The sequence below is a fragment of the Saccharopolyspora sp. NPDC002578 genome (genome assembly GCF_053592695.1).
Genome location: NZ_JBSFWJ010000085.1, coordinates 1 through 21,232 on the forward strand (window position 1 = coordinate 1; position 21,232 = coordinate 21,232).

18 protein-coding genes are annotated in these 21,232 nt (G+C 71.3%); 5 read left to right on the top strand and 13 right to left on the bottom strand.

The window, feature by feature from the left end; genetic code table 11:
• Positions 1-109 precede the first annotated feature (109 nt).
• The 8 genes from ACWD38_RS26820 to aspS all read right to left on the bottom strand — a co-directional run bounded on the left by ACWD38_RS26820 (position 110) and on the right by aspS (position 9,949).
• Entirely contained in the window at positions 110-1,462 is a 1,353-nt protein-coding gene (locus ACWD38_RS26820) for a replication-associated recombination protein A (RefSeq protein WP_450125179.1), read from the bottom strand.
• Positions 1,463-1,550: 88 nt separating this feature from the next.
• The gene (locus ACWD38_RS26825; protein WP_343071292.1) at positions 1,551-3,068 is read right to left on the bottom strand and encodes a SulP family inorganic anion transporter; all 1,518 of its coding nucleotides are present in this window, start codon (positions 3,066-3,068) and stop codon (positions 1,551-1,553) included.
• 318 nt (positions 3,069-3,386) lie between these two features.
• Positions 3,387-4,001 (bottom strand): carbonic anhydrase, encoded by a 615-nt coding sequence (locus tag ACWD38_RS26830; RefSeq protein ID WP_184478123.1) that lies wholly within the window; start codon positions 3,999-4,001, stop codon positions 3,387-3,389.
• 67 nt (positions 4,002-4,068) lie between these two features.
• Positions 4,069-4,434 carry a hypothetical protein gene (locus tag ACWD38_RS26835; RefSeq protein WP_184478122.1) on the bottom strand — a complete coding sequence of 122 codons (366 nt, stop codon included), beginning with the start codon at positions 4,432-4,434 and terminating at the stop codon, positions 4,069-4,071.
• Between the two features lie 404 nt (positions 4,435-4,838).
• Positions 4,839-5,612, bottom strand: coding sequence for a GNAT family N-acetyltransferase (locus tag ACWD38_RS26840; RefSeq protein ID WP_343071291.1), 774 nt, complete (start codon positions 5,610-5,612; stop codon positions 4,839-4,841).
• Positions 5,609-6,826, bottom strand: coding sequence for a phosphotransferase family protein (locus ACWD38_RS26845; RefSeq protein ID WP_184478121.1), 1,218 nt, complete (start codon positions 6,824-6,826; stop codon positions 5,609-5,611). Before ACWD38_RS26845 ends, ACWD38_RS26840 begins: the two co-directional genes overlap by 4 nt.
• 256 nt (positions 6,827-7,082) lie before the next feature.
• Positions 7,083-8,018: a DUF389 domain-containing protein gene (locus ACWD38_RS26850; protein WP_450125180.1), complete on the bottom strand. Its 936-nt coding sequence runs from the start codon at positions 8,016-8,018 to the stop codon at positions 7,083-7,085.
• A gap of 122 nt (positions 8,019-8,140) precedes the next feature.
• Positions 8,141-9,949 (bottom strand): aspartate--tRNA ligase, encoded by a 1,809-nt coding sequence (gene aspS / locus ACWD38_RS26855; protein WP_184478119.1) that lies wholly within the window; start codon positions 9,947-9,949, stop codon positions 8,141-8,143.
• A gap of 449 nt (positions 9,950-10,398) precedes the next feature.
• On the opposite strand from aspS, the gene ACWD38_RS26860 reads away from it, so the two are divergent.
• A complete protein-coding gene (locus ACWD38_RS26860) occupies positions 10,399-11,418 on the top strand; it encodes a hypothetical protein (protein WP_184478118.1) in 1,020 nt (339 codons plus the stop codon).
• 337 nt (positions 11,419-11,755) lie between these two features.
• Here ACWD38_RS26860 and ACWD38_RS26865 read toward each other — a convergent pair whose 3' ends face one another.
• Positions 11,756-12,817, bottom strand: coding sequence for an Rv2578c family radical SAM protein (locus ACWD38_RS26865; protein WP_450125181.1), 1,062 nt, complete (start codon positions 12,815-12,817; stop codon positions 11,756-11,758).
• Positions 12,818-13,411: 594 nt separating this feature from the next.
• Here ACWD38_RS26865 and ACWD38_RS26870 point away from each other — a divergent pair.
• Positions 13,412-14,599, top strand: a complete 1,188-nt coding sequence (locus ACWD38_RS26870) for a YibE/F family protein (protein ID WP_343071289.1) — start codon at positions 13,412-13,414, stop codon at positions 14,597-14,599.
• Between the two features lie 12 nt (positions 14,600-14,611).
• Here ACWD38_RS26870 and ACWD38_RS26875 read toward each other — a convergent pair whose 3' ends face one another.
• Positions 14,612-15,112 (bottom strand): MarR family winged helix-turn-helix transcriptional regulator, encoded by a 501-nt coding sequence (locus ACWD38_RS26875; RefSeq protein ID WP_450125182.1) that lies wholly within the window; start codon positions 15,110-15,112, stop codon positions 14,612-14,614.
• 39 nt (positions 15,113-15,151) lie between these two features.
• On the opposite strand from ACWD38_RS26875, the gene ACWD38_RS26880 reads away from it, so the two are divergent.
• Positions 15,152-16,048: a DMT family transporter gene (locus tag ACWD38_RS26880; protein ID WP_450125183.1), complete on the top strand. Its 897-nt coding sequence runs from the start codon at positions 15,152-15,154 to the stop codon at positions 16,046-16,048.
• Here ACWD38_RS26880 and ACWD38_RS26885 read toward each other — a convergent pair.
• Genes ACWD38_RS26885 through ACWD38_RS26895 form a run of 3 tightly spaced genes read right to left on the bottom strand, consistent with a single transcriptional unit; the run spans position 16,032 to position 18,673 of the window.
• Positions 16,032-16,682, bottom strand: coding sequence for a hypothetical protein (locus tag ACWD38_RS26885; protein ID WP_450125184.1), 651 nt, complete (start codon positions 16,680-16,682; stop codon positions 16,032-16,034). The genes ACWD38_RS26880 and ACWD38_RS26885 overlap by 17 nt on opposite strands.
• Positions 16,679-17,950, bottom strand: a complete 1,272-nt coding sequence (hisS, locus tag ACWD38_RS26890; RefSeq protein ID WP_184478114.1) for a histidine--tRNA ligase — start codon at positions 17,948-17,950, stop codon at positions 16,679-16,681. The genes ACWD38_RS26885 and hisS overlap by 4 nt, the downstream gene beginning before the upstream one ends.
• Positions 17,951-17,983: 33 nt before the next feature.
• The gene (locus tag ACWD38_RS26895) at positions 17,984-18,673 is read right to left on the bottom strand and encodes an MBL fold metallo-hydrolase (protein ID WP_184478113.1); all 690 of its coding nucleotides are present in this window, start codon (positions 18,671-18,673) and stop codon (positions 17,984-17,986) included.
• Positions 18,674-18,859: 186 nt separating this feature from the next.
• Between ACWD38_RS26895 and ACWD38_RS26900 the strand changes: the two genes are divergently transcribed.
• Together ACWD38_RS26900 and ACWD38_RS26905 are read left to right on the top strand one after the other, a co-directional pair.
• On the top strand, positions 18,860-19,630 hold the full coding sequence (locus ACWD38_RS26900) for a peptidylprolyl isomerase (protein ID WP_184478112.1): 771 nt from the start codon (positions 18,860-18,862) through the stop codon (positions 19,628-19,630).
• A gap of 137 nt (positions 19,631-19,767) precedes the next feature.
• The gene (locus ACWD38_RS26905) at positions 19,768-20,958 is read left to right on the top strand and encodes a cytochrome P450 (RefSeq protein WP_343071288.1); all 1,191 of its coding nucleotides are present in this window, start codon (positions 19,768-19,770) and stop codon (positions 20,956-20,958) included.
• The last annotated feature ends 274 nt before the right edge of the window (positions 20,959-21,232 follow it).

A 21,232-nucleotide genomic window follows, 5' to 3' on the forward strand; every position in this document is an offset into this window, starting at 1 on the left:
ACTCGCGAGGACGGCTTTTTCCCTCGTGGCGGAGCCACTCGGGAAAAAGATCCCGCAGCGAGAAGGACGCTGAGGGTCCGCCAAATGACCACCAGAGCAAAAAGAGCCGTCACCCCCCGCGGACGATGCCGCGCAGCTTGGGTACTCGTTCGCCCAGGACCCGCTCGGCTCCGCGTCCGGTCGGCTCGTAGTAGTCGGTGCCGACCAGCTCGTCCGGTGGGTACTGCTGCTCCAGCACGCCTTCGGAGCGGTCGTGCGGGTACTGATAGCCCTTGGCGTTGCCGAGCTTCTTCGCCCCGGCGTAGTGCCCGTCGCGCAGGTGCGGCGGCACCGTGCCGGACTTGCCCGCGCGCACGTCGCCCATCGCCGCGTCGATCGCCATGATCACCGCGTTCGACTTGGGCGCCGTGGCGAGGTGGATCGTGGCCTGCGCGAGCGCCAAGCGCCCCTCCGGCATCCCGATGAACTGCACGGCCTGCGAGGCAGCGACCGCGGCCTGCAACGCGGTCGGGTCGGCCATGCCGACGTCCTCGCTGGCGTGCACCACCAGGCGGCGCGCGATGAACCGCGGATCCTCCCCCGCCTCCACCATGCGGGCCAGGTAGTGCAGCGCGGCGTCCACGTCGGAGCCGCGGATCGATTTGATGAACGCGCTGACCACGTCGTAGTGCTGGTCGCCGCCGCGGTCGTAGAGCACGGCGGCCCGGTTCACCGTGGCCTCCACGGTGCCCAGGTCGATCCGGCCGGAGCCGGTGGAGCCCGCGGACTCCGCGGCGGCCTCCAGCGCGGTCAGCGCGCGACGGGCATCGCCCCCCGCCAGCGCCACCAGGTGCTCCAGCGCGTCCTCGTCGAGTTCGAGCTCCCCGGCCAGGCCGCGTTCCTCGGCGACCGCGCGCCGCACGAGTTCCCGGACGTCGTCCTCCTCCAGGCTGCGCAGCTGCAGCACCAGGGATCGCGACAGCAGCGGGGCCACCACGGAGAAGTACGGGTTCTCGGTCGTCGCGGCCACCAGCAGCACCGTGCGGTCCTCGACGGCGCCGAGCAGCGCGTCCTGCTGGGTCTTGGAGAACCGGTGCACCTCGTCGATGAACAGCACCGTCGCCTCACCGGAGCGGCCGAGGCGGCGGCGGGCCTCCTCGATGACGGCGCGGACCTCCTTGACCCCGGACGACAGCGCGGACAGCGCCACGAACCGGCGTCCCGTCGCGCGGGACACCAGGTTCGCCAGCGTCGTCTTGCCGGTGCCGGGCGGACCGTAGAGCAGGATCGACGCCGGGGCCGCGCCCTCCACCAACCTGCGCAGCGGCGCACCGGCGCCCAGCAGGTGGTCCTGGCCGAGCACCTCGTCCAGCGAACGCGGGCGCATCCGCACCGCCAACGGCGCGTTCTCGGCCAGCCGTTCCCCGGCGCGATCTTCGGTCTCGGCGCCGAACAACCCCTCGTCGAACAGGCCGTCACTCACGTCGCCGACGCTACCCGCCGCCCCCGACACGACCGCGCCAGAGGTCCTCCCGCGGAGGGCCTCCGGCGCGGCGTGCGGTTCGTCGAGGTCAGCGGACGCCCGCGGGCATCGCCACTTCGGTGCGGGCGTTGTCCCGCTCGCGCTGCGCGACCCAGTTCTCGACCGCCTGGTGGCACGCCTGGTCCAGGTGCCGGACGGTGCTCAGGTCGAGGTGCACGCTCTTGTCCGCCGGAACGTTCTCCAGCCGCTCCAGCAGGCGCGGCAGGCGGAGGAAGGTGGCGTTGCCGCCGAACTCCAGGCGCAGGTGGCCGTCGTCGTGCTCCTCCTCCTTCACCGACAGGCGCGAGACGTCGAACGCGGTCTTGATCACGGCGGCGCCGAGGCCGATCAGGGTGCCGATGAGCAGGTCGGTCGACACGATCATCACGGCGGTCAGCACGAGGATGAGCGCCTCGGGCCGGTTCGTCCGGATCATCTCGACGACCTTGTTGAGCTCAAGCAGCTTCCAGCCCGCCTGGATCAGCAGGGCGGCCAGCACCGCGGTCGGGATGTAGCCGAGCAGGCCCGGCAGCGCCATCACGAACAGCAGCAGCCAGACGCCGTGCAGCACGCGGGACGCCTTCGTCTTCGCACCGGCGCGCACGTTGGCGCCGGAGCGCACGATCACCGCGGTCATCGGCAGCGCGCCCAGCAGACCGCAGGCAGCGTTGCCCGCACCCTGGGCGAGGAGCTCCTTGTTGTACTGCGTCTTCGGACCGTCGTGCATCCGGTCCACGGCGGCGGCGCTGAACAGGCTCTCCGCCGAGGCGATCAGCGCGAAGGTCACCATCGAACCGATCACGGCGGGCGTGACGGCCGAGGCCCACGCGTCACCGGCCGGGATGTTGATCGCGTCCAGCAGCGATCCGACCTCGGTCATCTTCAACGGCAGCGAGAGCGCCCACGCCGCGGCGCTGACCAGCACGACCGCGACCAGCGGAGCGGGAATCCCGCGGACCTTCTCCGGCATCTTCTGCCAGCCGAACAGGATCACCAGCGTCACCACCGCGACGCCTAGCCCCGCCTGCCCCTGCGGCGTGGTGAACATCGCCGCGACGAGGCCGGGCAGTCCGGTGAACTTCTCCGCGGTGTGCGCGGGCTGCTCCAGCCCGCCGACCGGGTAGAGCTGCCCGAGCATGATCACGAGGCCGATGCCGGCGAGCATGCCGGTCACGACCGAGGGCGAGATCGCCCGGAACCAGGTGCCGATGCGGCCGATGCCCATCACGATCTGCATCAGACCGGCGCCGAGGACGATCACGCCCAGGGTGCCGAGGCCGTGGTCGGAGACCGCCGAGGCCACCAGCACGGTCAGACCGGCGGCGGGCCCGCTGACCTGCATGGTGCTGCCGGGGAGCAGCCCCACCACGATGCCGCCGATGACACCGGTGATGATGCCGAGCTCGGCGGGCACGCCGGAGGCGACGGCGACGCCGACGCACAGCGGCAGGGCCACCAGGAACACCACCAGCGAAGCGGCGAAGTCGGCCCCGATGGTCCCCTTCGGCCACTGCGGAACTCCGGCACCGCGCCCCTTCTTCGAGGACGCGTCGAGTTGAGCGGTCACTGTGCACTCTCCATGGATGTCTTGGTTGATCAGGTCGCCGCGGCACCTGCGGGAGGCGGCGGCAGGCGGGAGGGCGGCGCAGCGCCCGAGCACGAGCGCGCCACCGCGGAGTTCCGCGGCCGGCGATCGGCTCGTGCCGTCCCGCTCGGGATGAATCGACGCCCCGCGAACACGAGGCATCGACGGCGATCCCGCCGGTGCGCGCTCCGTCGATGAGCGCGCACCCGACCGGATCCGCTCTTGGGATATTCGGTTCAGCGAACTACGCCGAATGGCGTTCGAATGGCGCGTGATCGGTCACGATCCGCACCGTTCCGGTCACAGCGGGAGGAAGTCCACATTTCCGGTCTGATCAGGAGTCCGATCCGGGGAGCGGAAGACGAGACCGGTGTCGATCTCGTAGAACCACCCGTGCACGCGCAGGTCCCCGTTCGAAACCCGGTCGCGGATGAACGGGTACTCGAACAGCGTGTCGAGCTGTTCGCGGACGTGCGCTTTGCTCTCCGAGCGCACTCCCGGTTCCGGGGCGGTCACCGCGGTCTGCGGCGGCTCGCCGAAGCCCAGCCAGCTCCGCATCGCGGGGAGCTGGTCGAGGCCGTGACCTGCCACGCACTTGGCCGTCACCGCGCCGCAGTGCGAATGCCCGCAGACCACGATCTCCGGCACCCGCAGCTGCAGCACCGCGTATTCGATGGTCGCCATTTCGCTGGACGCCGAATCCGGCACGTAGTGCGGCACCACATTCCCCGCGGTGCGCAATTCGAACAGCTTTCCGGGTTCCGCACCAGTGATCTTGGAGGGCATCACCCGCGAATCTGAACAGGTGATGAACAATGCCACCGGTTGTTGTCCCGTGGCGAGTTCCCTGCGATGTGCTTCGGAGACCATGCGGGGGTGCCGCCGTGCATGGTCCACCAGGTGTTCGAAATTCATGGCGCCGCCTCACTGGACGTAAGAAAGGTCATGGACGTTCGGACATATCCGTGCCGCGGATATGTGCTCAGTGCCGATAGACCTGGAGAACGGCGGGCGCATGTCTTTCCCGGACGCAGTTCGCGCCGGGTTGGGAAATCGGGTGCGCCACCTCGTTGGAGGAGCACGGGGCGTGCAGCGCGGCCAGGTCCTGCTGGAAGATCTTGGGCAGCGGTCCGCGCGGCTCCGGCTTGCGGTCCTCCCTTCGGGACGGGGAGGCGGGCATCGGGCGCTGACGGAGCTTCTCGCTGTGCTCCTTGATCTCGTTGGTCTTGATCTCCGAGGTGTTGCGCACGGCCAGCTCGGCGCACAGCGTCGACTGGAACGGCACCACGACCGCGAGCAGAACCGTGAACAGCAGGAACAATCCCGCCCTCACGATCCTGGTGCGCATGATGCCTCCTGGAAGAACCTGTTCGAACCCGCGGTCGACGGAGAACGGGGGCGACGATGCCCAGCCGAGGTGTCCCGAATGCCGGCGGTTCATCCCACCGCAGCGCGGGACCGCTCACTCCGGCGCTCGCAGCCGATGCACCGCCCTCGCCTTTTGAGGGGGCGGGCTACCGGTTGCTCGACACAACCTATCCGATGCACCCAGTGTAAATGCAAGGGTGATCATCACCCCAAACATGAAGAAAGATTAATGCACTAAAACCGCTTCACTCGCTCAGCCGCAAGCGCGGCACCCGTTCACCGCCCGGACATGCGCGTTTCGCTACATGTCCTCCCCCGCACGGGTACTTCGCGCCCGAACGAGTGGTTCCGAACAGGCCGAGTTGCGAAAAGATGAGCGCTAAACTAAATCCGCGTATCCGCAACACGGTAGTGGTACTCGTGCGACGACTCGAAACCACATCCCGCGTACAGCCGCACCGCGGGCTCGTTGTCCGCCGCCACCTGGAGGAACAGCTCCGCCGCACCCGAGTCCCGCGCCCACCGCGCACCCGCGCGCAGCACGGAACGGGCGATCCCGCGCCTGCGGAACGCCGCTGCCGTGGCCATGCAGTACACCGCGCACCACGAACCCCGCACGACGAACAGGCCGACTCCCGCGGCCACGCCGTCCACCTCCGCCGTCGCGAACCGGACGGGGCCGCCGATCGCGGCCAGCGCGGGCTCCGCGCGCCCGCCCGCCGCCACCGAGGCGGCCAGCCAGTCCGGCGTCGGCTCCGCGTCCAGCCGCACCCGCACCTCCGGCGCGTGCTCCGCGGTGTCGAGCACCCGGCCGGAGGTCAGCACCCGCACCGAGCCGTCCCGGCGAAACCCGCGCGCGGCCAAGTGCTCGTCCAGCTCCGCGTGCCACGGCATCGGCCCGACCTGCACCCGCGGCGGCGCGCCGTGATCGGCGTAGAACCGCACCAGCTCGTCGACCGAGGAGTCGAGGTCGCGGACGTGCCGCGGGGGCAACGCCGAGTTTGAACGGCCGCGGCGCAGCCGCTCGCAGTGCCGCAGCAGCCAGCCCTGCGACTCCCGCACCGTCGTCGCGGGCCACGTGTCAGCGGCGGCCCGCTCGACCTCGAAGATCCGGTCGACCGCGTCGAGCCCCGAGGAGCACGAGGTCGGACCGGTCACTTCTCCTCGTCGCGGAACGCCGGGTAGCGCAGCAGTTGCAGCGCGCCCGCGCCGAACCGCTCCACCAGCGCGTCGACCATCGCCGAGGCGTACCCCGCCAGCTGCGGCTCACCGCTTTCCACCGCGTCGTCGCGCAACTTGCGCCAGCGGTCCACCAGCGCCGTGCTGCGGCGCGGCGAGGGCATGTGCAGGTCGATCGGCCGGTCCGACTCCCCCGTGCGGGGCAGGAACCACCACGTCGACACCCACACCCACAGCACCTGGGCGTTGAACAGCCGCGGCATCAGCACCGCGTCGTCGTCGAGCTCCGGCCACACCTCGGCGATCTCGGAACGCCAGGTCGCCAGCATCCCGTCCGCGAGGTTCTCCGGCAGCGAGTACGAGCACCACGACGACGGGAACGGGTACTGCAGGTAGGCAGCGTCCAGCGCGACGTCCCGCACGCAGCCCCACTCGAAGTCCAGGAACCGCACCCCGGTCCCCGTCACGAGGCTGTTGTCCGGGCAGATGTCCGACGGGCTGAACGAGCGGTAGCGGCCCTGGCTCAGCAGCTCGGCGGCCGTCTGCAGCCGCGACACCACCTCCGGCGGCGTGCTCACGCCCAACGACTGCTCGATGAGTCCGGGCAGGTCCGTCAGCGAGCGGACGATGTCGTCGGCCACCGGGTCCGTCCAGGACCGCGCACCCACCCGCCGCATCAGCGCGTCGAAATCGGCTTCGCGGCCGGCCATCGTCGTGTGCAGCCTGCCCAGCGCCCGAGCCCAGGCCAGCAGGGCGCGCTCGGCGGCCCGCGGATCCTCGCCGAACAGCACGTCCGCGAGCGTCGAACCGCGCCCCAGGTCCTCCAGCACCAGCAGCCGCCGGTCGGCGTCGTGCGCGATGAGTTCGGGGCCGACGCGGATCTCCGGGGGCAGCGCGGTCGCCAGCTGGCAGCTCGCCGCCTCGTGCGCGAACGGGTCGGAGCGGGCCTCTTCCGGGCATTCGCCGTAGTGCTTGAGCACCAGGGTGCGCGGCAGTTCGTACGGCGTCTCGGCGACCCGCACGCGCAGCACCACCGAGCGCTCGCTGCCGCCCAGGTCTTCGGCGTCGGCGAGGCGGACCGGAGCTCCCATGCGCTTGCTGAGCACGGCTTCTGCGGTGCCGACGGTGTCGGTCACCGTGGTGCTGCCGGGCACTCGAACCTCCGGAGGGCCGGAAGTGATCTCCACGCTCATCGTCTCCAGACACTACCCCCACAACCTGAACCCGAATGGGCAAGACCGGTCAAGTGCGCCACCGTTCGTAGTAGCACGCACACCGTTCGCGCTCATCCGGCTGAATCACAGCCACCCCGACGAGTGCGCGAGGACGCCCACACGTCGCCGCCGCACCGGCCCGGCTCTCCCACGTTGACCCTGACGGAGCCGGGGGACGCTCGCGTTGCATCCGTGAGAAGAAAGCTCGAACGGCCGCGTGCGAACGGCCCGGAGCTCAAGCGATCGGCACCGCCCCGTCTCCGGCGCGCCTGCGCGAGGAACGCACCAGCAGCACCAGCGACGCCGCGAGCACGATCCCGGTGAGGTTCACCGCGAGCTGCGCCGTCGACGCCAGGAACCGGTCCCAAGCGCCCAGCGTCGCGGCCACCGCGGCGTACCCGGCGGCGGGCACCGTGGTCACCGAGATGAACACGCCGACCAGCACCGCCGACTTCGCGGAGGTCAGCGACAGCATTCCGGCGGCCCCGGCCAGCAACGACACGACGAGCGAGGCCCAGCCGACCTGGTAGACGAACGCCACCTGGTCGTTGTCCGCGAGCGAACCGGGACTGATCAGCCCCAGCGCCTCACCCAGCAGCGTCGCGCCGACGGTGATCACCATCGCCACCGGGAACCCGACGCCCAGCGCCAGCAGCGCCTGCCGCACCAGTTCCCAGCGCCGCCGGGCGATGCCGACGACGACCGCGGCCAGCGGACCGAACTCGGGGCCGACCACCATCGCGCCGACCACGGTCACTTCGGAGTCGGTGATGACCCCGACCGCGGCCAGCAGGCAGGCCAGCGCCAAGAACGCGACGAACGTGCCGCTGAGCCGGGCCTCTTCACCTGTTCGAGCGATGAGGTCGTCCCAGACCACGGCGTCCGACGGGTCGCCGGGAGCCGCCCACTCCGCCTTCTCCGCGCGCTCGGACAGCACCGTCCCGCCGTCGGTGAGCTGCACCGCGCCCACCTGGGCGAGTTCGTCGGCGGCGATGGCGTCGAGGACGTCGTCGGCCGCCTCCCTGGCCACGTCGAGCTCGATGACGTCACCGGAGGGGTCGAGCGCCGCCTGCGGGAACAGGAACAGGTGCGCGGTGCCGCGCTGCTCGCGCAGCACCGCCAGCACCTGCTCGGTCCGCTCCGATGGGCTGACTATCCGCAGGTGCAGCACGACGAACCCCGCCTCGGCCTCGGAAGTCCTTCCGGACTGGTCCGCGTCGGCGTCCCGTCAGCGGCGGAACCGCTGAGGTCCGGCACGGCGAACCACCACGCGGACCATTCTGAACGGACTTCTCAGCTCTGCTGTTCGGTCAGCTTCTCGGTGGGCACCGGGTCCTTCGGCTTCACCTCGGGCTTGGCGTCCACGCCCGCCTCCTTGCGCTGCGCGTCGGTGATCGGCGCGGGCGCGCTGGTCAGCGGGTCGAAACCGCCGCCGCTCTTCGGGAAGGCGATGACCTCGCGCAGCGAGTCCGCCCCGGCCAGCAGCATGCAGATCCGGTCCCAGCCGAAGGCGATGCCGCCGTGCGGGGGCGCGCCGAACTTGAACGCGTCGAGCAGGAAGCCGAACTTCTCCCGCGCCTGCTCCTCGGAGATGCCCAGCACCGAGAACACCCGCTCCTGCACGTCGCCGCGGTGCACGCGGATGGAGCCGCCGCCGATCTCGTTGCCGTTGCAGACGATGTCGTAGGCCCAGGCCAGCGCGTTCTCCGGGTCCTGGTCGAAGGTGTCGGCCCAGTCGGCGTTGGGCGCGGTGAACGGGTGGTGCACCGCCGTCCAGCGCCCGGTGCCGACCGCGACGTCGTCGCTGTCGGCGATGGACTCGAACATCGGCGCGTCCACCACCCACACGAACGACCAGGCGTCGTGGTCGATGAGGCCGCAGCGCTCGCCGATCTCCAGCCGGGCCGCGCCCAGCAGCCCGCGGGACGGGGCGCGCTCGCCGGCGGCGAAGAACACGCAGTCACCCGTCGTCGCGCCGACGGCCTTGACCAGGCCTTCGCGCTCGGCGTCGGAGAGGTTCTTCGCGACCGGACCGGACAGCGTGCCGTCCTCGCCCACCAGCACGTAGGCCAGGCCCTTGGCGCCGCGCTGCTTCGCCCAGTCCTGCCAGGCGTCGAGCTGGCGCCGCGGCTGGCTCGCGCCGCCGGGCATGACGACCGCGCCGACGTAGGGCGCGCGGAACACCCGGAACGGGGTGTCGGCGAAGTACTCGGTGAGCTCGGTGAGCTCCAGCCCGAAGCGCAGATCCGGCTTGTCGCTGCCGTAGCGGGCCATCGCGTCGGCGTAGGTGATCCGCGGGATCGGCGTGGTGATCTCGTGCCCGATCAGCTTCCACAGCCCGGCGATGATCTGCTCGCCGAGCTCGATCACGTCGTCCTGCTCGACGAAGCTCATCTCGACGTCGAGCTGGGTGAACTCCGGCTGCCGGTCCGCCCGGAAGTCCTCGTCGCGGTAGCAGCGCGCGATCTGGAAGTAGCGCTCCATGCCGCCGACCATGAGCAGCTGCTTGAACAGCTGCGGCGACTGCGGCAGCGCGTACCAGCTGCCCGGCTGCAACCGCGCGGGCACCAGGAAGTCGCGGGCGCCTTCCGGGGTGGAGCGGGTCATCGTCGGCGTCTCGATCTCGACGAAGTCCCGCTCGTGCAGCACCTCGCGGGCGACGCGGTTGACGTCGCTGCGCAGCCGCATGATCTTGGCCGGTCCGGCGCGGCGCAGGTCCAGGTAGCGGTGCTTGAGCCGGATCTCCTCGCCGACCTCGAGGTGCTCGTCCAGCGGGAACGGCAGCGGCGCGGCCTCGGAGAGGACTTCGAGCTCGGTGGCGTAGACCTCGATCTCGCCGGTGCCGATCTCGGCGTTCTCGTTGCCCTCGGGGCGGCGCACGACGTCACCGGTGATGCGGACGCAGAACTCCGCCCGCAGCCGGTGGGCGCGCTCGGCCATCTCGCCTTCGCGGAAGACCACCTGGGCGACACCGGACGCGTCACGGAGATCAATGAAGATCACTCCACCGTGATCGCGACGGCGCGCCACCCAGCCTGCCAAGGTGACGGACTGCCCGGCATGACCGGCGCGAAGCGATCCGGCCTCGTGCGTGCGCATCACGGGTACTGAGCTCCTCTTCGAGTTCGAGTCGGCTGGCGACGACTGACTGAGGCGTCCGCCAGGGTGCGCACGACTCGGAGACGAGGTGCCCGTCCTGCGTGGACGCAATGGGAGGTCAAGGTTATCCAACGAGGCGGGGAGGCCGTCCAGCAGGTTTCCGCGCGGCGTGTTGGCCGCGGTGGCGGCGACCGGAGTCCGGCGGCCCGCGGATTCACCGTCCGAGTCCGGTACCCGCCGGGACCGTTCGAGAAGGCAATGGACGCGTTCGGACCCTCGTCGTCCACTTCGCGATGTCAAGAGGGCCGCTGGAGCAAATAACGCCTCCTGCAGAAAGTCCGCGAATTCGCCTCACACTTTAGTAGGTGGCGGGAACCGAAACTTGATCGTTGCGCCACCGAGTCTCACTCATTAGCGTAAGGCCCCGAGTTCGGCGGACACGAGGAGTAACCATGACCGGTCCGAAGACCGACATCCGTTCCATGTCGCGCACTGCCGTCCGAAGCGACCCGGCGCCGCATGTCTCACCCGAGCTCGCCGAACTTCTGCGAACCGGACCGTTCGAGGTGGCGCTGCGGGCGGCGATCCGCTCCAGCCGGTTGAGCCTGGAACGGATCCAGCACCGCCTGCAAACCCGCGGAACACCGGTGAGCATCACGGCGCTGAGCTACTGGCAGTCCGGTCGCCGGCGCCCGGAACGACCCGACTCGCTGCTGGCCCTGCAGCAGCTGGAGAGCGTGCTCGGCGTCCCCGACTGCGCGCTCTCGGCGCTGCTCGGGCCGCCGCGCCCGCGCGGCCGGACCAGGCAGGCCGCGCACGACGCGCCGCCGCTGAGCGAGCTGTGGTCGGAGAACGAGTCGGCGGTGGAGCTGCTCACCCGCATCGACACCAGCCACGACAGCAAGCTGACCCGGCTCTCGCAGCACGACGTGGTGCACATCGACGCCTACGGCGATCAGCGGATGGTGCGCGCGAGCAAGCTGGTGCGCGCGGAGGCCAACGGGGCCGACCGCTGGGTCGTGATGTTCGACGGCGCCTCGACCAGCCCGGTGTCACCGACGATCCGGCCGCTGCGGTCCTGCCGCATCGGCCAGGTCCTCACCGACCACGCGCGGGACGTGATCGTCGCGGAGCTGCTGTTCGACCGCCCGCTGGAGCGCGGCGAGACGATGCTGCTGGAGTACGAGATCTCCGACATGCCCACCGGCGCGAACGAGCCGGAGCACACCTTCTGCCGGCTGTTCCGGCTGCCGGTGCGCCAGTACGTGGTGGAGCTCGAGTTCGACCCGTCCTGCCCGCCGGAGCACGTGGAGAGCTTCGTCGGCGACTCGGCGGCGAACGAGACCGCGCAGCCCAAGCCGTTGTCGCTGGACCGGCACGCGCGCACGCACGCGGTCACGCTCGACTTCGGCATGGGCGTGTTCGGCGTCCGCTGGCAGCCGTCGCGCCGCGCGCTGCTCGACGGGCACTGATCGAGGCGAGGACGGGCGGCGCACGTCGCCGCCCCGGCCGGCCTGGCGCCTCGATCCGCGCCACTGCTCCATTAGAGGAAGTTGCTCCGACACTCAGAGTAGCCATCGCCGCCTGTGGGCGAACCGCGCGACCTGCGGATTCGATCTACGACACGACTAGTTCACGCGAAAGAAATTCGCGGCTCAATACTACTTTCGTCGGTATTTCGACAACGGTTTTCAACACGGATTCCGCGCGTTCGGAAACACCTCCGCCGGTTCGGATTTCCCGAGTTCGCAGCGAACCCGAATCGTGCGCCCGACGATTCCGCCGCCGACTGGACTGGACCTCCCGCCGTCACAGCAGCGCGAGCTGACCGGAGCCCTCCGGCACCCGCTCCTCCCCCGCGATCCGGAAACCCGTCCCCTCCCGCGGCGTCCGCATCCCGTGCCGTCGCTGCGCTGCGCGCACCCGCTCGACCACGCCGTCCTGGTAGGACTTCGGCGCGTAGGCACCGTTGCGGTAGAGCCGCTCGTACAACGGCAGCAGCTCCGGCCGCTCCCGGCTCAGCCAGGCGTGATACCACTCCCGCGCACCCGGTCTCAGGTGCAGCACCAGCGGAGTGATGCTCGTGGCGCCCGCACCCACCAGCGCCGCGACCGTCTCGTCCAGCTGCTCCGGCGTGTCGCTGAGCCCCGGCAGGATCGGCGCCATCATCACCGAGCACCCCACGCCCGCGTCCGCCAGCCGGCGCACCACGTCCAGCCGCCGCAGCGGCGAGGGCGCACCCGGCTCCACCGCCCGCCACACCTGCTCCTGCAAGGACCCGAGGGACACCGCCACCGACACCGGGGCCACCTCGGCCGCCTGCCGCAGCAGGTCCAGGTCGCGCAAGATCAACGTGCCCTTGGTCAGCACGGAGAACGGGTTCGCCCGGTCCCGCAGCGCGGCGATGATCTCCCGCATCAGGCGGTACTTGCCCTCGGCGCGCTGGTACGGGTCGGTGTTGGTGCCCATCGCGACCGCTTCGCCCGCCCAGCGCGGATGCGCCAGCTCCAGCCGGACCAGCGCTCCGGCGTTGACCTTGACCACGATCTTGCTGTCGAAGTCGTGCCCGGAGTCGAAGTCCAGGTACGTGTGCGTGCTGCGCGCGAAGCAATACCGGCACACGTGGGAGCAGCCGCGGTAGGGGTTGATCGTCCAGCGGAACGGCACACCGGCGCCGCCGGGCACCCGGTTGATGATCGATTTGGCCTGGACCTCGATGGCCAGCGCGTCCTCGGTGCCCGCCGCCACCGGCCCCGGCCCCGGTTCGGCCAGGCCCGCCCTGCCGGTGCCGCGCGCGGACGCGCCCGTGTCGACCACCAGGGGGAGCAGCTGCTCCCGCTGGTTCGAAACCCGTTGGCTCTCCCATCGCATTCTTCGAGTCGAACACATTTTCGATTACTTGTCCAGGGGGTTCACCTCATCCGGTGGTGGCGTCCTGCCGGTGCGGTGCGCTGCGGTGATCGCGCGGTGGCGGAGCGGCGGTGCGCGAACGCGAGCACCCCATACGATTGGCCGGTGACCGACGTGCCTCCAGCAGGGCCTCCCGGCGGCGGAGAGCATCGCCGACCCCGGCCCGGCCGACCGCAACCGCCACGACGGCCCGGACCGGACTCCGGCGGGCGTCCGGCGGGTTCCGCGCCAGGACCGGGCAACGGTCCGCGCACCGGCCCCCAACCGGGCTCGCAGCCCGGCTCCCAGCACGGCTCGGGGTCCGGCGCCCAGCCGGGTGGACCGGCCGCGAGCGGGCCGCGCTCACGACGCCGCCCCGCCGCCCCGGATACCGGCGAGCACCGCCCCGGCGCCGCGCACCGGGCCGCCGAAGAGGAGGCCGCGGCTCCCGACCCGAGCACCAAGCCCGCCTCCGGCTCCACGGCCATCGGACACGGACACGGACACGGACACGGACACGGACACGACGGTCCCCCGGCTTCCCGCACCGTCAAGCGCCTGCTGGCGATAGCCCTGGTGCCGTTCGCGCTGGCCGCCATCATCGGCACCGCCCTGCTCTACCCCTTCGGCCACCAGCAGCGCACCGGTGCGGACCTCGGCCTCGGCCAGTACCCGGTGAACGGCGAGGTGATCGCCGCCGAAGCGGGCGGCTGCGGCGACTCCGACGGCTGCGTCACGCTGCAGGTCCGGATGGCCGACGGCCCGAACCCCGGGCGCACCATCGCCCAGGTGATGCCGACCGAGCCCGGGACTCCGCGCTTCGCCGTCGGCGACCAGGTGGTCCTCTCCTACGCGGGCGCCAACCCGGAGGAGGAGTCCTCGTACCAGGTCGTCGACTTCCAGCGCGGCACTCCGCTGATCGTGCTCGGCCTGGTGTTCGCCGTCGCCGTGCTGCTGCTGGGGCGGTGGCAGGGGCTCGCCGCGCTGGGAGCTCTGGTGCTGAGCTTCGTGGTGCTGATCGGTTTCGTGCTGCCCGCGATCCTGGCCGGGGAGAACCCGCTGCTGGTCTCGGTGGTCGGCTCCGGGCTGATCATGTTCGTGGTGCTGTACCTGACGCACGGGTTCTCGGCGCGCACGTCCACGGCCGTGCTCGGCACGTTGCTGAGCCTGGCGCTGATCGGCGGGCTCAGCGCGCTGTTCTCCGCGACGACCCGGCTCACCGGGCTCGACGACGACACCTCCAGCCTCATCGCCGCGCTGGGCACGCCGATCGACGCGCGCGGGCTGCTGCTGGCGGGGATCGTGATCGGCGCGCTCGGCGTGCTCGACGACGTGACCGTCACCCAGACCAGCGCGGTGTGGGAGTTGCGTCGGGCCAACCCGAACCTCGGCTGGCGCAAGCTCTACAACGCCGGGCTGCGGATCGGCCGGGACCACGTGGCGTCCGCGGTGAACACGCTGGTGCTCGCGTACGCGGGCGCTTCGCTGCCGCTGCTGCTGGCCTACTCGCTGTCCGGGCGCAGCTTCGGCGAGATCATCAGCACCCAGGCGGTCGCGCAGGAGGTGGTCCGCACCTTGGTCGGCAGCATCGGCCTCGTGGCCGCGGTGCCGATCACCACGCTGATCGCCGCGCTCGTCGCGTCCCGCGAAACCGGCGGCACCGCCCGCGGCACCGCCGCCGAGCGGGTCGGTTCGGCGGCCGCCGAGAGCGCCACGACCCGCGTCCACCGGCGTCGGCGGCCACCTCAGGCGCCGACCACCTGACCCGGAGCCCGCTCAGGTCGTTTCGACGCGGGCCAGCCAGGTGGTGAGCAGCGCTTCGAGCTGGTCGGCCTCTGCGGGCGTCATGGCAGCGAGGAGCCGGTGCTCGTTGCGCATGTGATCGGTGAACGCTCGGTCGAACAGCTCCCGGCCCGCCCGCGTGAGGACGACGACCCGGCCGCGCCCGTCGTCGGTGGCGGGTCGGCGCTTGACGAGGCCGGCGTTCTCCAGGCGGCTGATCCGCTTGGTCATCGCCCCGGTGGTCACCATCGTGAACCGGGCGAGCTCCCCGGGTGCCCGTTCGAAGGGTTCTCCGGCGCGGCGCAGCGCGGCGAGCACGTCGAATTCGCCCTCGCTGAGCCCGTGGCGCCGGTAGACCACGCACAGTTCCTCGGTGAGGTGCGCCGCTAGGCGGTGCAGCCTGCCGAGCACGCGTTGCGGGGACACGTCGAGATCCGGGCGTTCGCGGGCCCATTCGGCCTGGATGCGGGCGACGTGGTCGGGCGAGTGGTTCATGAGCCCAGGGTAGCTTCCCAGGAAGCTATAGTAGCTTCCATGGAAGCTACATGGCGATGGGTGGCATTGACCGCGATCGCTCCGGTCGCGTGGGGAGGCACCTACTTCGTCACCCGCGAGTTCCTGCCGGTCGGCCACCCGCTCTACGGGGCCGTGCTGCGCGCGCTCCCGGCGGGGCTGCTGCTGCTGATCGCGTGCCGCTCGCTGCCGCACGGTTCGTGGTGGTGGAAGTCGATCCTGCTCGGCCTGCTGAACATGAGCGCGTTCTTCACCCTCGTGTACTTGGCGGCCCAGCTGCTGCCCACGAGCGTGGCCGCGGTGATCATGGCGATTAGCCCGGTGGTGCTGATGGCGCTCGCCTGGGCCCTGCTCTCCGAACGCCCCGGCGCCGCCGCCGCAGGGGGCGCGGTCCTGGGCATCGCGGGTGTCTGCGCGATGCTGCTGACCGGCGGGGAGTCGATCGACCTCCGGGGTGCCCTCGCCTCCCTGGCGGCCATGTCGATCTCATCGGTGGGCTACGTGCTGGCCAAGAAGTGGAGTGGGCAGGTCCCCGTGCTCGCCTCGACCTGCTGGCAGCTCATCGCGGGCGGCCTGCTGCTCCTGCCGTTGGCCGTGCTGCTCGAAGGCCCGCCACCCGCCTTGGACGCGGCGGCGGTGGCGGGCTTCGCGTTCGTGAGCGTCGTCGGAACCGCGATCGCCTTCGCCGCGTGGTTCACCGGACTGCGGCACTTGAAGGCCGGTCAGGTGGGGCTCATCGGCTTGCTCAACCCGCTGGTCGGCGTGCTCCTGGGCACCGTCGTAGCCGCGGAGGCGCTGACGCTCCAGCAGGTCGGCGGGATCGTGCTCGTCCTGACGGGCATCGCGCTCGGCCGGCCATCGGGCCGTCGACGTGCTGAAACCACCGCGCCCGCGGCGGAGCTCACTCGAGGGTCGTGACGAAACCCGCCACCGCCTGCGGGTGCAGCTTCTGTGCCATCCGCCCCTGCGGAGCCGCCGACGCCAGCCGGTAGAGCGGGCGGGCCGCCGCGCCGTCGCCGCGCGCCTCGGCGCGCAGCTGGGCGACCACGAGCTCGGAGAGCACCAGCGCGTGCGTGCTGCCGACCGAGGCCAGCGCGTCCGCGATGCGCCGCAGCGCGAGCACGCCGAGCTCGCGGCCACCGGTGCCCGCGTACATCGCCAGCGAGACCGTCACCGCTTTGCCCTTCGGCGGGCCCGCGACCAGCAACCCCACGGTCCGCATCCCGCGCACGTCGGTGATGACCACGTCGAGCCGGTCCGCGGTGCGCAGGTCGACCATGCGGGTGCCCAGCGCTCGCACCGAGACCTCGCTGCCGGTCAGCCAGGTGGTCTTGCGGGACTCGCCGTAGGCGAGCAGCAGCAGCGGGACCCCCACCGCCGCCGAACCCACCGCGAACCCGAGGGGTCCCGCGACGAGCCCGACGATGCCGCCGAAGGCGGCGGCCACGATCAACCCGGCGATCACCACGTTGCGGGCGCGCTTGCGCACCGTCGCCCGGTCCAGCAGATCCAGGTCGACCGTCTCGACCGGCTTGCCCGCGGGTTCGGTCATCGGGCGGTCTCCGCGACGGCCGCGCTCACCTGGTCGACGAGCGCGTCCAGCGGCACCGAGCGCTGCTCGCCGCTGGCGAGGTCCTTGAGCTGCGCGCTGCCCGCTTCGACGTCGCGCTCGCCCAGCACCAGCGCGAACCGGGCGCCGGAGCGGTCCGCGGCCTTCATGGCTCCCTTGAGGCCCTTGCCGCCGTAGGCCACGTCGGCGCGCACCCCGGCGGCCCGCAGCCCGCCCGCGGTGGCCACCAGCCGCCGCTTCGCGGACTCGCCCAGCGGCACGCAGTACACGTCGCAGCGCGCCTGGTCGCCGACCGCGATGCCCTCCGCCTGGCAGGCCAGCAGCGTGCGGTCCACGCCCAGCCCGAACCCGACGCCGGAGAGCTCCGCGCCGCCGAGCTGCGCCATCAACCCGTCGTAGCGGCCGCCGCCGCCGATGCCGGACTGCGCGCCGAGGCCGTCGTGGACGAACTCGAACGTCGTCTTCGTGTAGTAGTCGAGCCCGCGCACCAGCCGCGGGTTCTCGGTGAACGCGACGCCCAGGTCGGTCAGGTGCTGCTTGACCTGCTCGTAGTGCTCCTTGGCCGCGACCGAGAGGTGGTCGACCATCAGCGGTGCCTCGGCGACCAGTTCCCGCACCTCGGGGCGCTTGTCGTCGAGCACTCGCAGCGGGTTGAGCTCGGCGCGCTGCCGGGTCGCCTCGTCCAGCGGCAGGCCGCTGAGGAACTCCTGCAGCTTCGCCCGGTACTCGGGGCGGCAGGTGTCGTCGCCGAGGGAGGTCAGCTCGATGCGGTAGCCGGTGAGGCCGAGCCGCTTGTAGCCCTCGTCGGCGATGGCGATGACCTCGGCGTCCAGCGCCGGGTCGTCCACGCCGATCGCTTCCACGCCGACCTGCTGCAGCTGCCGGTAGCGCCCGGCCTGCGGACGCTCGTAGCGGAAGAACGCGCCGCTGTAGTGCAGCTTCACCGGCAGCTGGCCGCGGTCCAGGCCGTGCTCGATGGCCGACCGGATCACGCCGGCCGTGCCTTCGGGCCGCAGCGTCACGGAACGGCCGCCGCGGTCGGCGAAGGTGTACATCTCCTTGCTGACCACGTCGGTGGATTCGCCGACGCCGCGCGCGAACAGCGAGGTGTCCTCGAACAGCGGCAGTTCGATGTAGCCGTAACCGGCGCGGCGCGCCGCGTCCGCGAGCGTCTCGCGCACGGCCAGGAACCCGGCGGACTCCGGCGGGTAGTACTCGGGAATGCCCTTGGGGGCGGTGAAGGTGCTCATCAGGGGTGCTTCGCTGTCCTCAAGCTGGGGGTGTCACCGGCCGGCTTCGTCGCTCGCGGGAACCAGGTCCTGCAGGAACGGGTTGCTCGCGCGCTCGCGGCCGATGGTGGTCGTGGGTCCGTGGCCCGGCAGGACGACCGTGTCGTCCTCCAGCGGCAGCACCCGGGTGCGCAGGGTGCGCAGCATCGTCGGGTGGTCGCCGCCGGGCAGGTCGGTGCGTCCGATGGCCCCGGCGAACAAGGTGTCCCCGGCCAGCAGCAGCCGGCCGCCCTCGTCCGTGCCGACGCCGAACAGCACCGACCCGCCGGTATGGCCGGGACTGTGGGTGACGCTCAGGCTCAGCCCGGCGAGCTCCAGCGCTTCGCCGTCGGCGAGGTCGCGGATCTCGGCGGGCGCGGTCAGCGGCGGCAGCGCCGCGAACAGCTCCGCGCCCTGCGGTCCCATCGACGCGGCCGGGTCGGTGAGCATGTACCGGTCGTCCGGGTGGATCCACGCGGGCACGTCGTAGGTGCGGCACACGTCGCCCGCGGAGAAGACGTGGTCGAAGTGCCCGTGCGTGAGCAGCACCGCCACCGGGTTCAGGCCGTTGTCGCGCACCTGCTCGTCGAGCGCCGCCGCGGCCTCCTGACCCGGATCGATGATCACGCAGTCCGCGCCCTCGCCCGCGGCGAGCAGATAGCAGTTCGCCTGCAGAGGTCCGGCCGGGAACCCGAGCACCAGCACGCAACGCGCCTTTCGTCGTCGAACACGAACTCCGCCGCCGTCCGCGCGCCGAGCACGCGGACAGGCAGGGGCCTTGGCCTGTTCAGCCTAGAACATCGTCCCGCATGGTCTGGTCGATCCGGTGCACAGGGCGGCCCATAAACTCGAAGCGTCCTGATCGTGTCGGAGCCCCCGGGGAGGGAGCAGGTGCCGAGCAACGAACAACGTCGCCAGGCCGCCAAACGCAAGCTCGAACGCCAGTTGGAGCGTCGAGCCGAGCAGGCCAAGCGTCGCCGGATGATCACCATCGGCGCCACGGTGGCCGTGGTCATCCTGGCCGTCGCGGGCGTCGTCTACTTCACCAACAGCGGCGACGAGTCGACCGCCGCCCCGCAGGAACAGCCGCCTGCCGCCGAGCAGGCCTGCGCGTACGAACCGACGACGGGGCAGCCCGCCGCGAAACCGGTCGAGCCACCACAGCCTCCGGGGCCGGACGCACCGCAGTCCCAGCCGGTCACGCTGAGCACCAACCAAGGCGACATCCCGGTCACGCTGGACTACGCGAAGGCGCCGTGCGCGGCCAACAACTTCGCGCACCTGGCGCGGTCGAAGTACTTCGACGACACCGACTGCCACCGGCTGACCACGACCGAAGGCCTCCAGGTGCTGCAGTGCGGCGACCCGAGCGCCACCGGCAGCGGCGGCCCCGGCTACTCCTTCCCGGACGAGGTCGAGCCCGGCCTCTCCTACCCGCGGGGCACGCTCGCGATGGCGAACTCCGGGCCGGACACCAACGGCAGCCAGTTCTTCATCGTCTACGGCGACTCCCAGTTGCCGCCGAAGTACACGGTGTTCGGCACCGTCGGCGACCCGGGGCTGGAGGTCGTCGACAAGGTCGCCGCGGCGGGCGACGACACCGGTCAGGGCGATGGCAAGCCGAAGCTGCCGGTGCACATCAACACCGCCTCGGTCGCCTGACGCGGCTGCGACGCGAACGGGCCGCGGGAACCGATCCGGATTCCCGCGGCCCTCGTGCTCACCGGCCGGTCCCGTCTCCGCTACCGCAGGCACCGGCTGACGGCCTACCCTCGCGATGATCGAGGGGTGGTGAGCAGGTGGAGCCGGACGCACTGGATCCCGGCGACCCGGATTTCGTCGCCGCCCCGTACCCCGTCTTCCACGCGCTCCGCTCCCGCGCGGCCGTGCACTGGTATCCGGCTTGGGGCGCGCACGTCGTGCTGTCCCACGAGCTGTGCTCGGCCGCGCTGCGGCACCGGGATCTGCGGCGGGTGTGGACCGATCGGGAGCCCGCCGCCGACTTCGAGTCGTTCAACGCGCTGCACCGGCTGAGCATGCTGGAGAACGAGCAGCACCACGACCGGCTCCGCGCGGCCGTCGCCCCGTTGTTCCACCGCAGGCACGTCGAGTCGACGCGCCCGATGATCACCGCCTTGGTCGAGCGCCGCATGGACGAGCTGTGCGAGCGGATCGAGGCGCACGGCGCGGCCGATCTCATGGCCGGGCTCGCCCGCTTGCTGCCGGTGGACGTGATCGCGACGCTGCTCGGCTTCCCGCTGCGGGACGGGCCGCTGCTGCGGTCCTGGTCGAACCGCATCGTGCGGATGTACGAGCCCGAGCTCGACGAGCCCGCCCGCAGGGACGCCGAACAGGCCGCGAGCGAGTTCCGCGGCTACGTCGCCGACCTGGCCGACCTCCGGCGCCGCCGCCCCGGTGACGACCTGCTGAGCTCCCTGGCCGACGGTTCCGGCGACCTGAGCGGGGACGAGCTCATCGCGAACTACGTGCTGCTGCTGATGGCCGGGCACGAGGCGAGCGTCAACGGCATCGGCAACGCCGTGGTGGCGCTGCACGAGCACCCCGAGCAGTGGCGGTACCTGCGCCGGCTGCGCGAGGACGAGCCGGCGCTGCTCACCGCGGTGGACGAGCTGCTGCGCCACGACACCCCGAACCAGCTGTTCGAGCGGACCGCCGTGCGAGACCTGGAGCTGGGCGGGCACCGGATCGAGGTGGGCGAGAAGGTCGTGGTGCTGCTCGGCGCGGCCAACCGCGACCCGGCGGCGTTCACCACCCCGGACGCCCTGGACCTGACCCGAGCCCCCAACCCGCACCTGGCGCTGGGCGTCGGCACCCACTACTGCCTAGGCGCCCCACTTGCCCGCCTGGAGATCGGCCTCGTCCTAGCAGCGCTAGCCGCACGCCTCCCGCACTACGAGCTCCCCACCCCGCCACCACGAGGCCCGTCCTTCACCATCCGCGGCTACACCCGAATAAACATCACAACCTGAGCGCGGCCACGGGCACCTGCCCAGACGGAACACCCACCCCACAACAACCCCAGCAGCCTCGCGGCGAAGCCGTGCCTCGCGGCGAAGCCGTGCCTTGGACGAGCGAAGCGAAGTCTGCCCGGCGGCCGAAGGCCGTGCCTGTATTCGCGCAGCGAATAGCCCACGTCCCAAAGCCGACCACCGGCGGGTTCTCAGCGGCTTCCTCGCGAGGACAGCTTTTTCCCTCGTGGCGGAGCCACTCGGGAAAAAGATACCGCAGCGAGGAAGCCACTGA

Excerpts from the sequence above, each read along its gene's own strand:
- ACWD38_RS26835 (WP_184478122.1), bottom strand. The coding sequence starts at position 4,434 with ATGCGCACCAGGATCGTGAGGGCGGGATTGTTCCTGCTGTTCACGGTT.
- ACWD38_RS26885 (WP_450125184.1), bottom strand. The coding sequence starts at position 16,682 with ATGACCGAACCCGCGGGCAAGCCGGTCGAGACGGTCGACCTGGATCTG.
- ACWD38_RS26830 (WP_184478123.1), bottom strand. The coding sequence starts at position 4,001 with ATGAATTTCGAACACCTGGTGGACCATGCACGGCGGCACCCCCGCATG.
- ACWD38_RS26845 (WP_184478121.1), bottom strand. The coding sequence starts at position 6,826 with ATGAGCGTGGAGATCACTTCCGGCCCTCCGGAGGTTCGAGTGCCCGGC.
- ACWD38_RS26875 (WP_450125182.1), bottom strand. The coding sequence starts at position 15,112 with ATGAACCACTCGCCCGACCACGTCGCCCGCATCCAGGCCGAATGGGCC.
- ACWD38_RS26880 (WP_450125183.1), top strand. The coding sequence starts at position 15,152 with ATGGAAGCTACATGGCGATGGGTGGCATTGACCGCGATCGCTCCGGTC.
- hisS (WP_184478114.1), bottom strand. The coding sequence starts at position 17,950 with ATGAGCACCTTCACCGCCCCCAAGGGCATTCCCGAGTACTACCCGCCG.
- ACWD38_RS26865 (WP_450125181.1), bottom strand. The coding sequence starts at position 12,817 with ATGCGATGGGAGAGCCAACGGGTTTCGAACCAGCGGGAGCAGCTGCTC.
- ACWD38_RS26860 (WP_184478118.1), top strand. The coding sequence starts at position 10,399 with ATGACCGGTCCGAAGACCGACATCCGTTCCATGTCGCGCACTGCCGTC.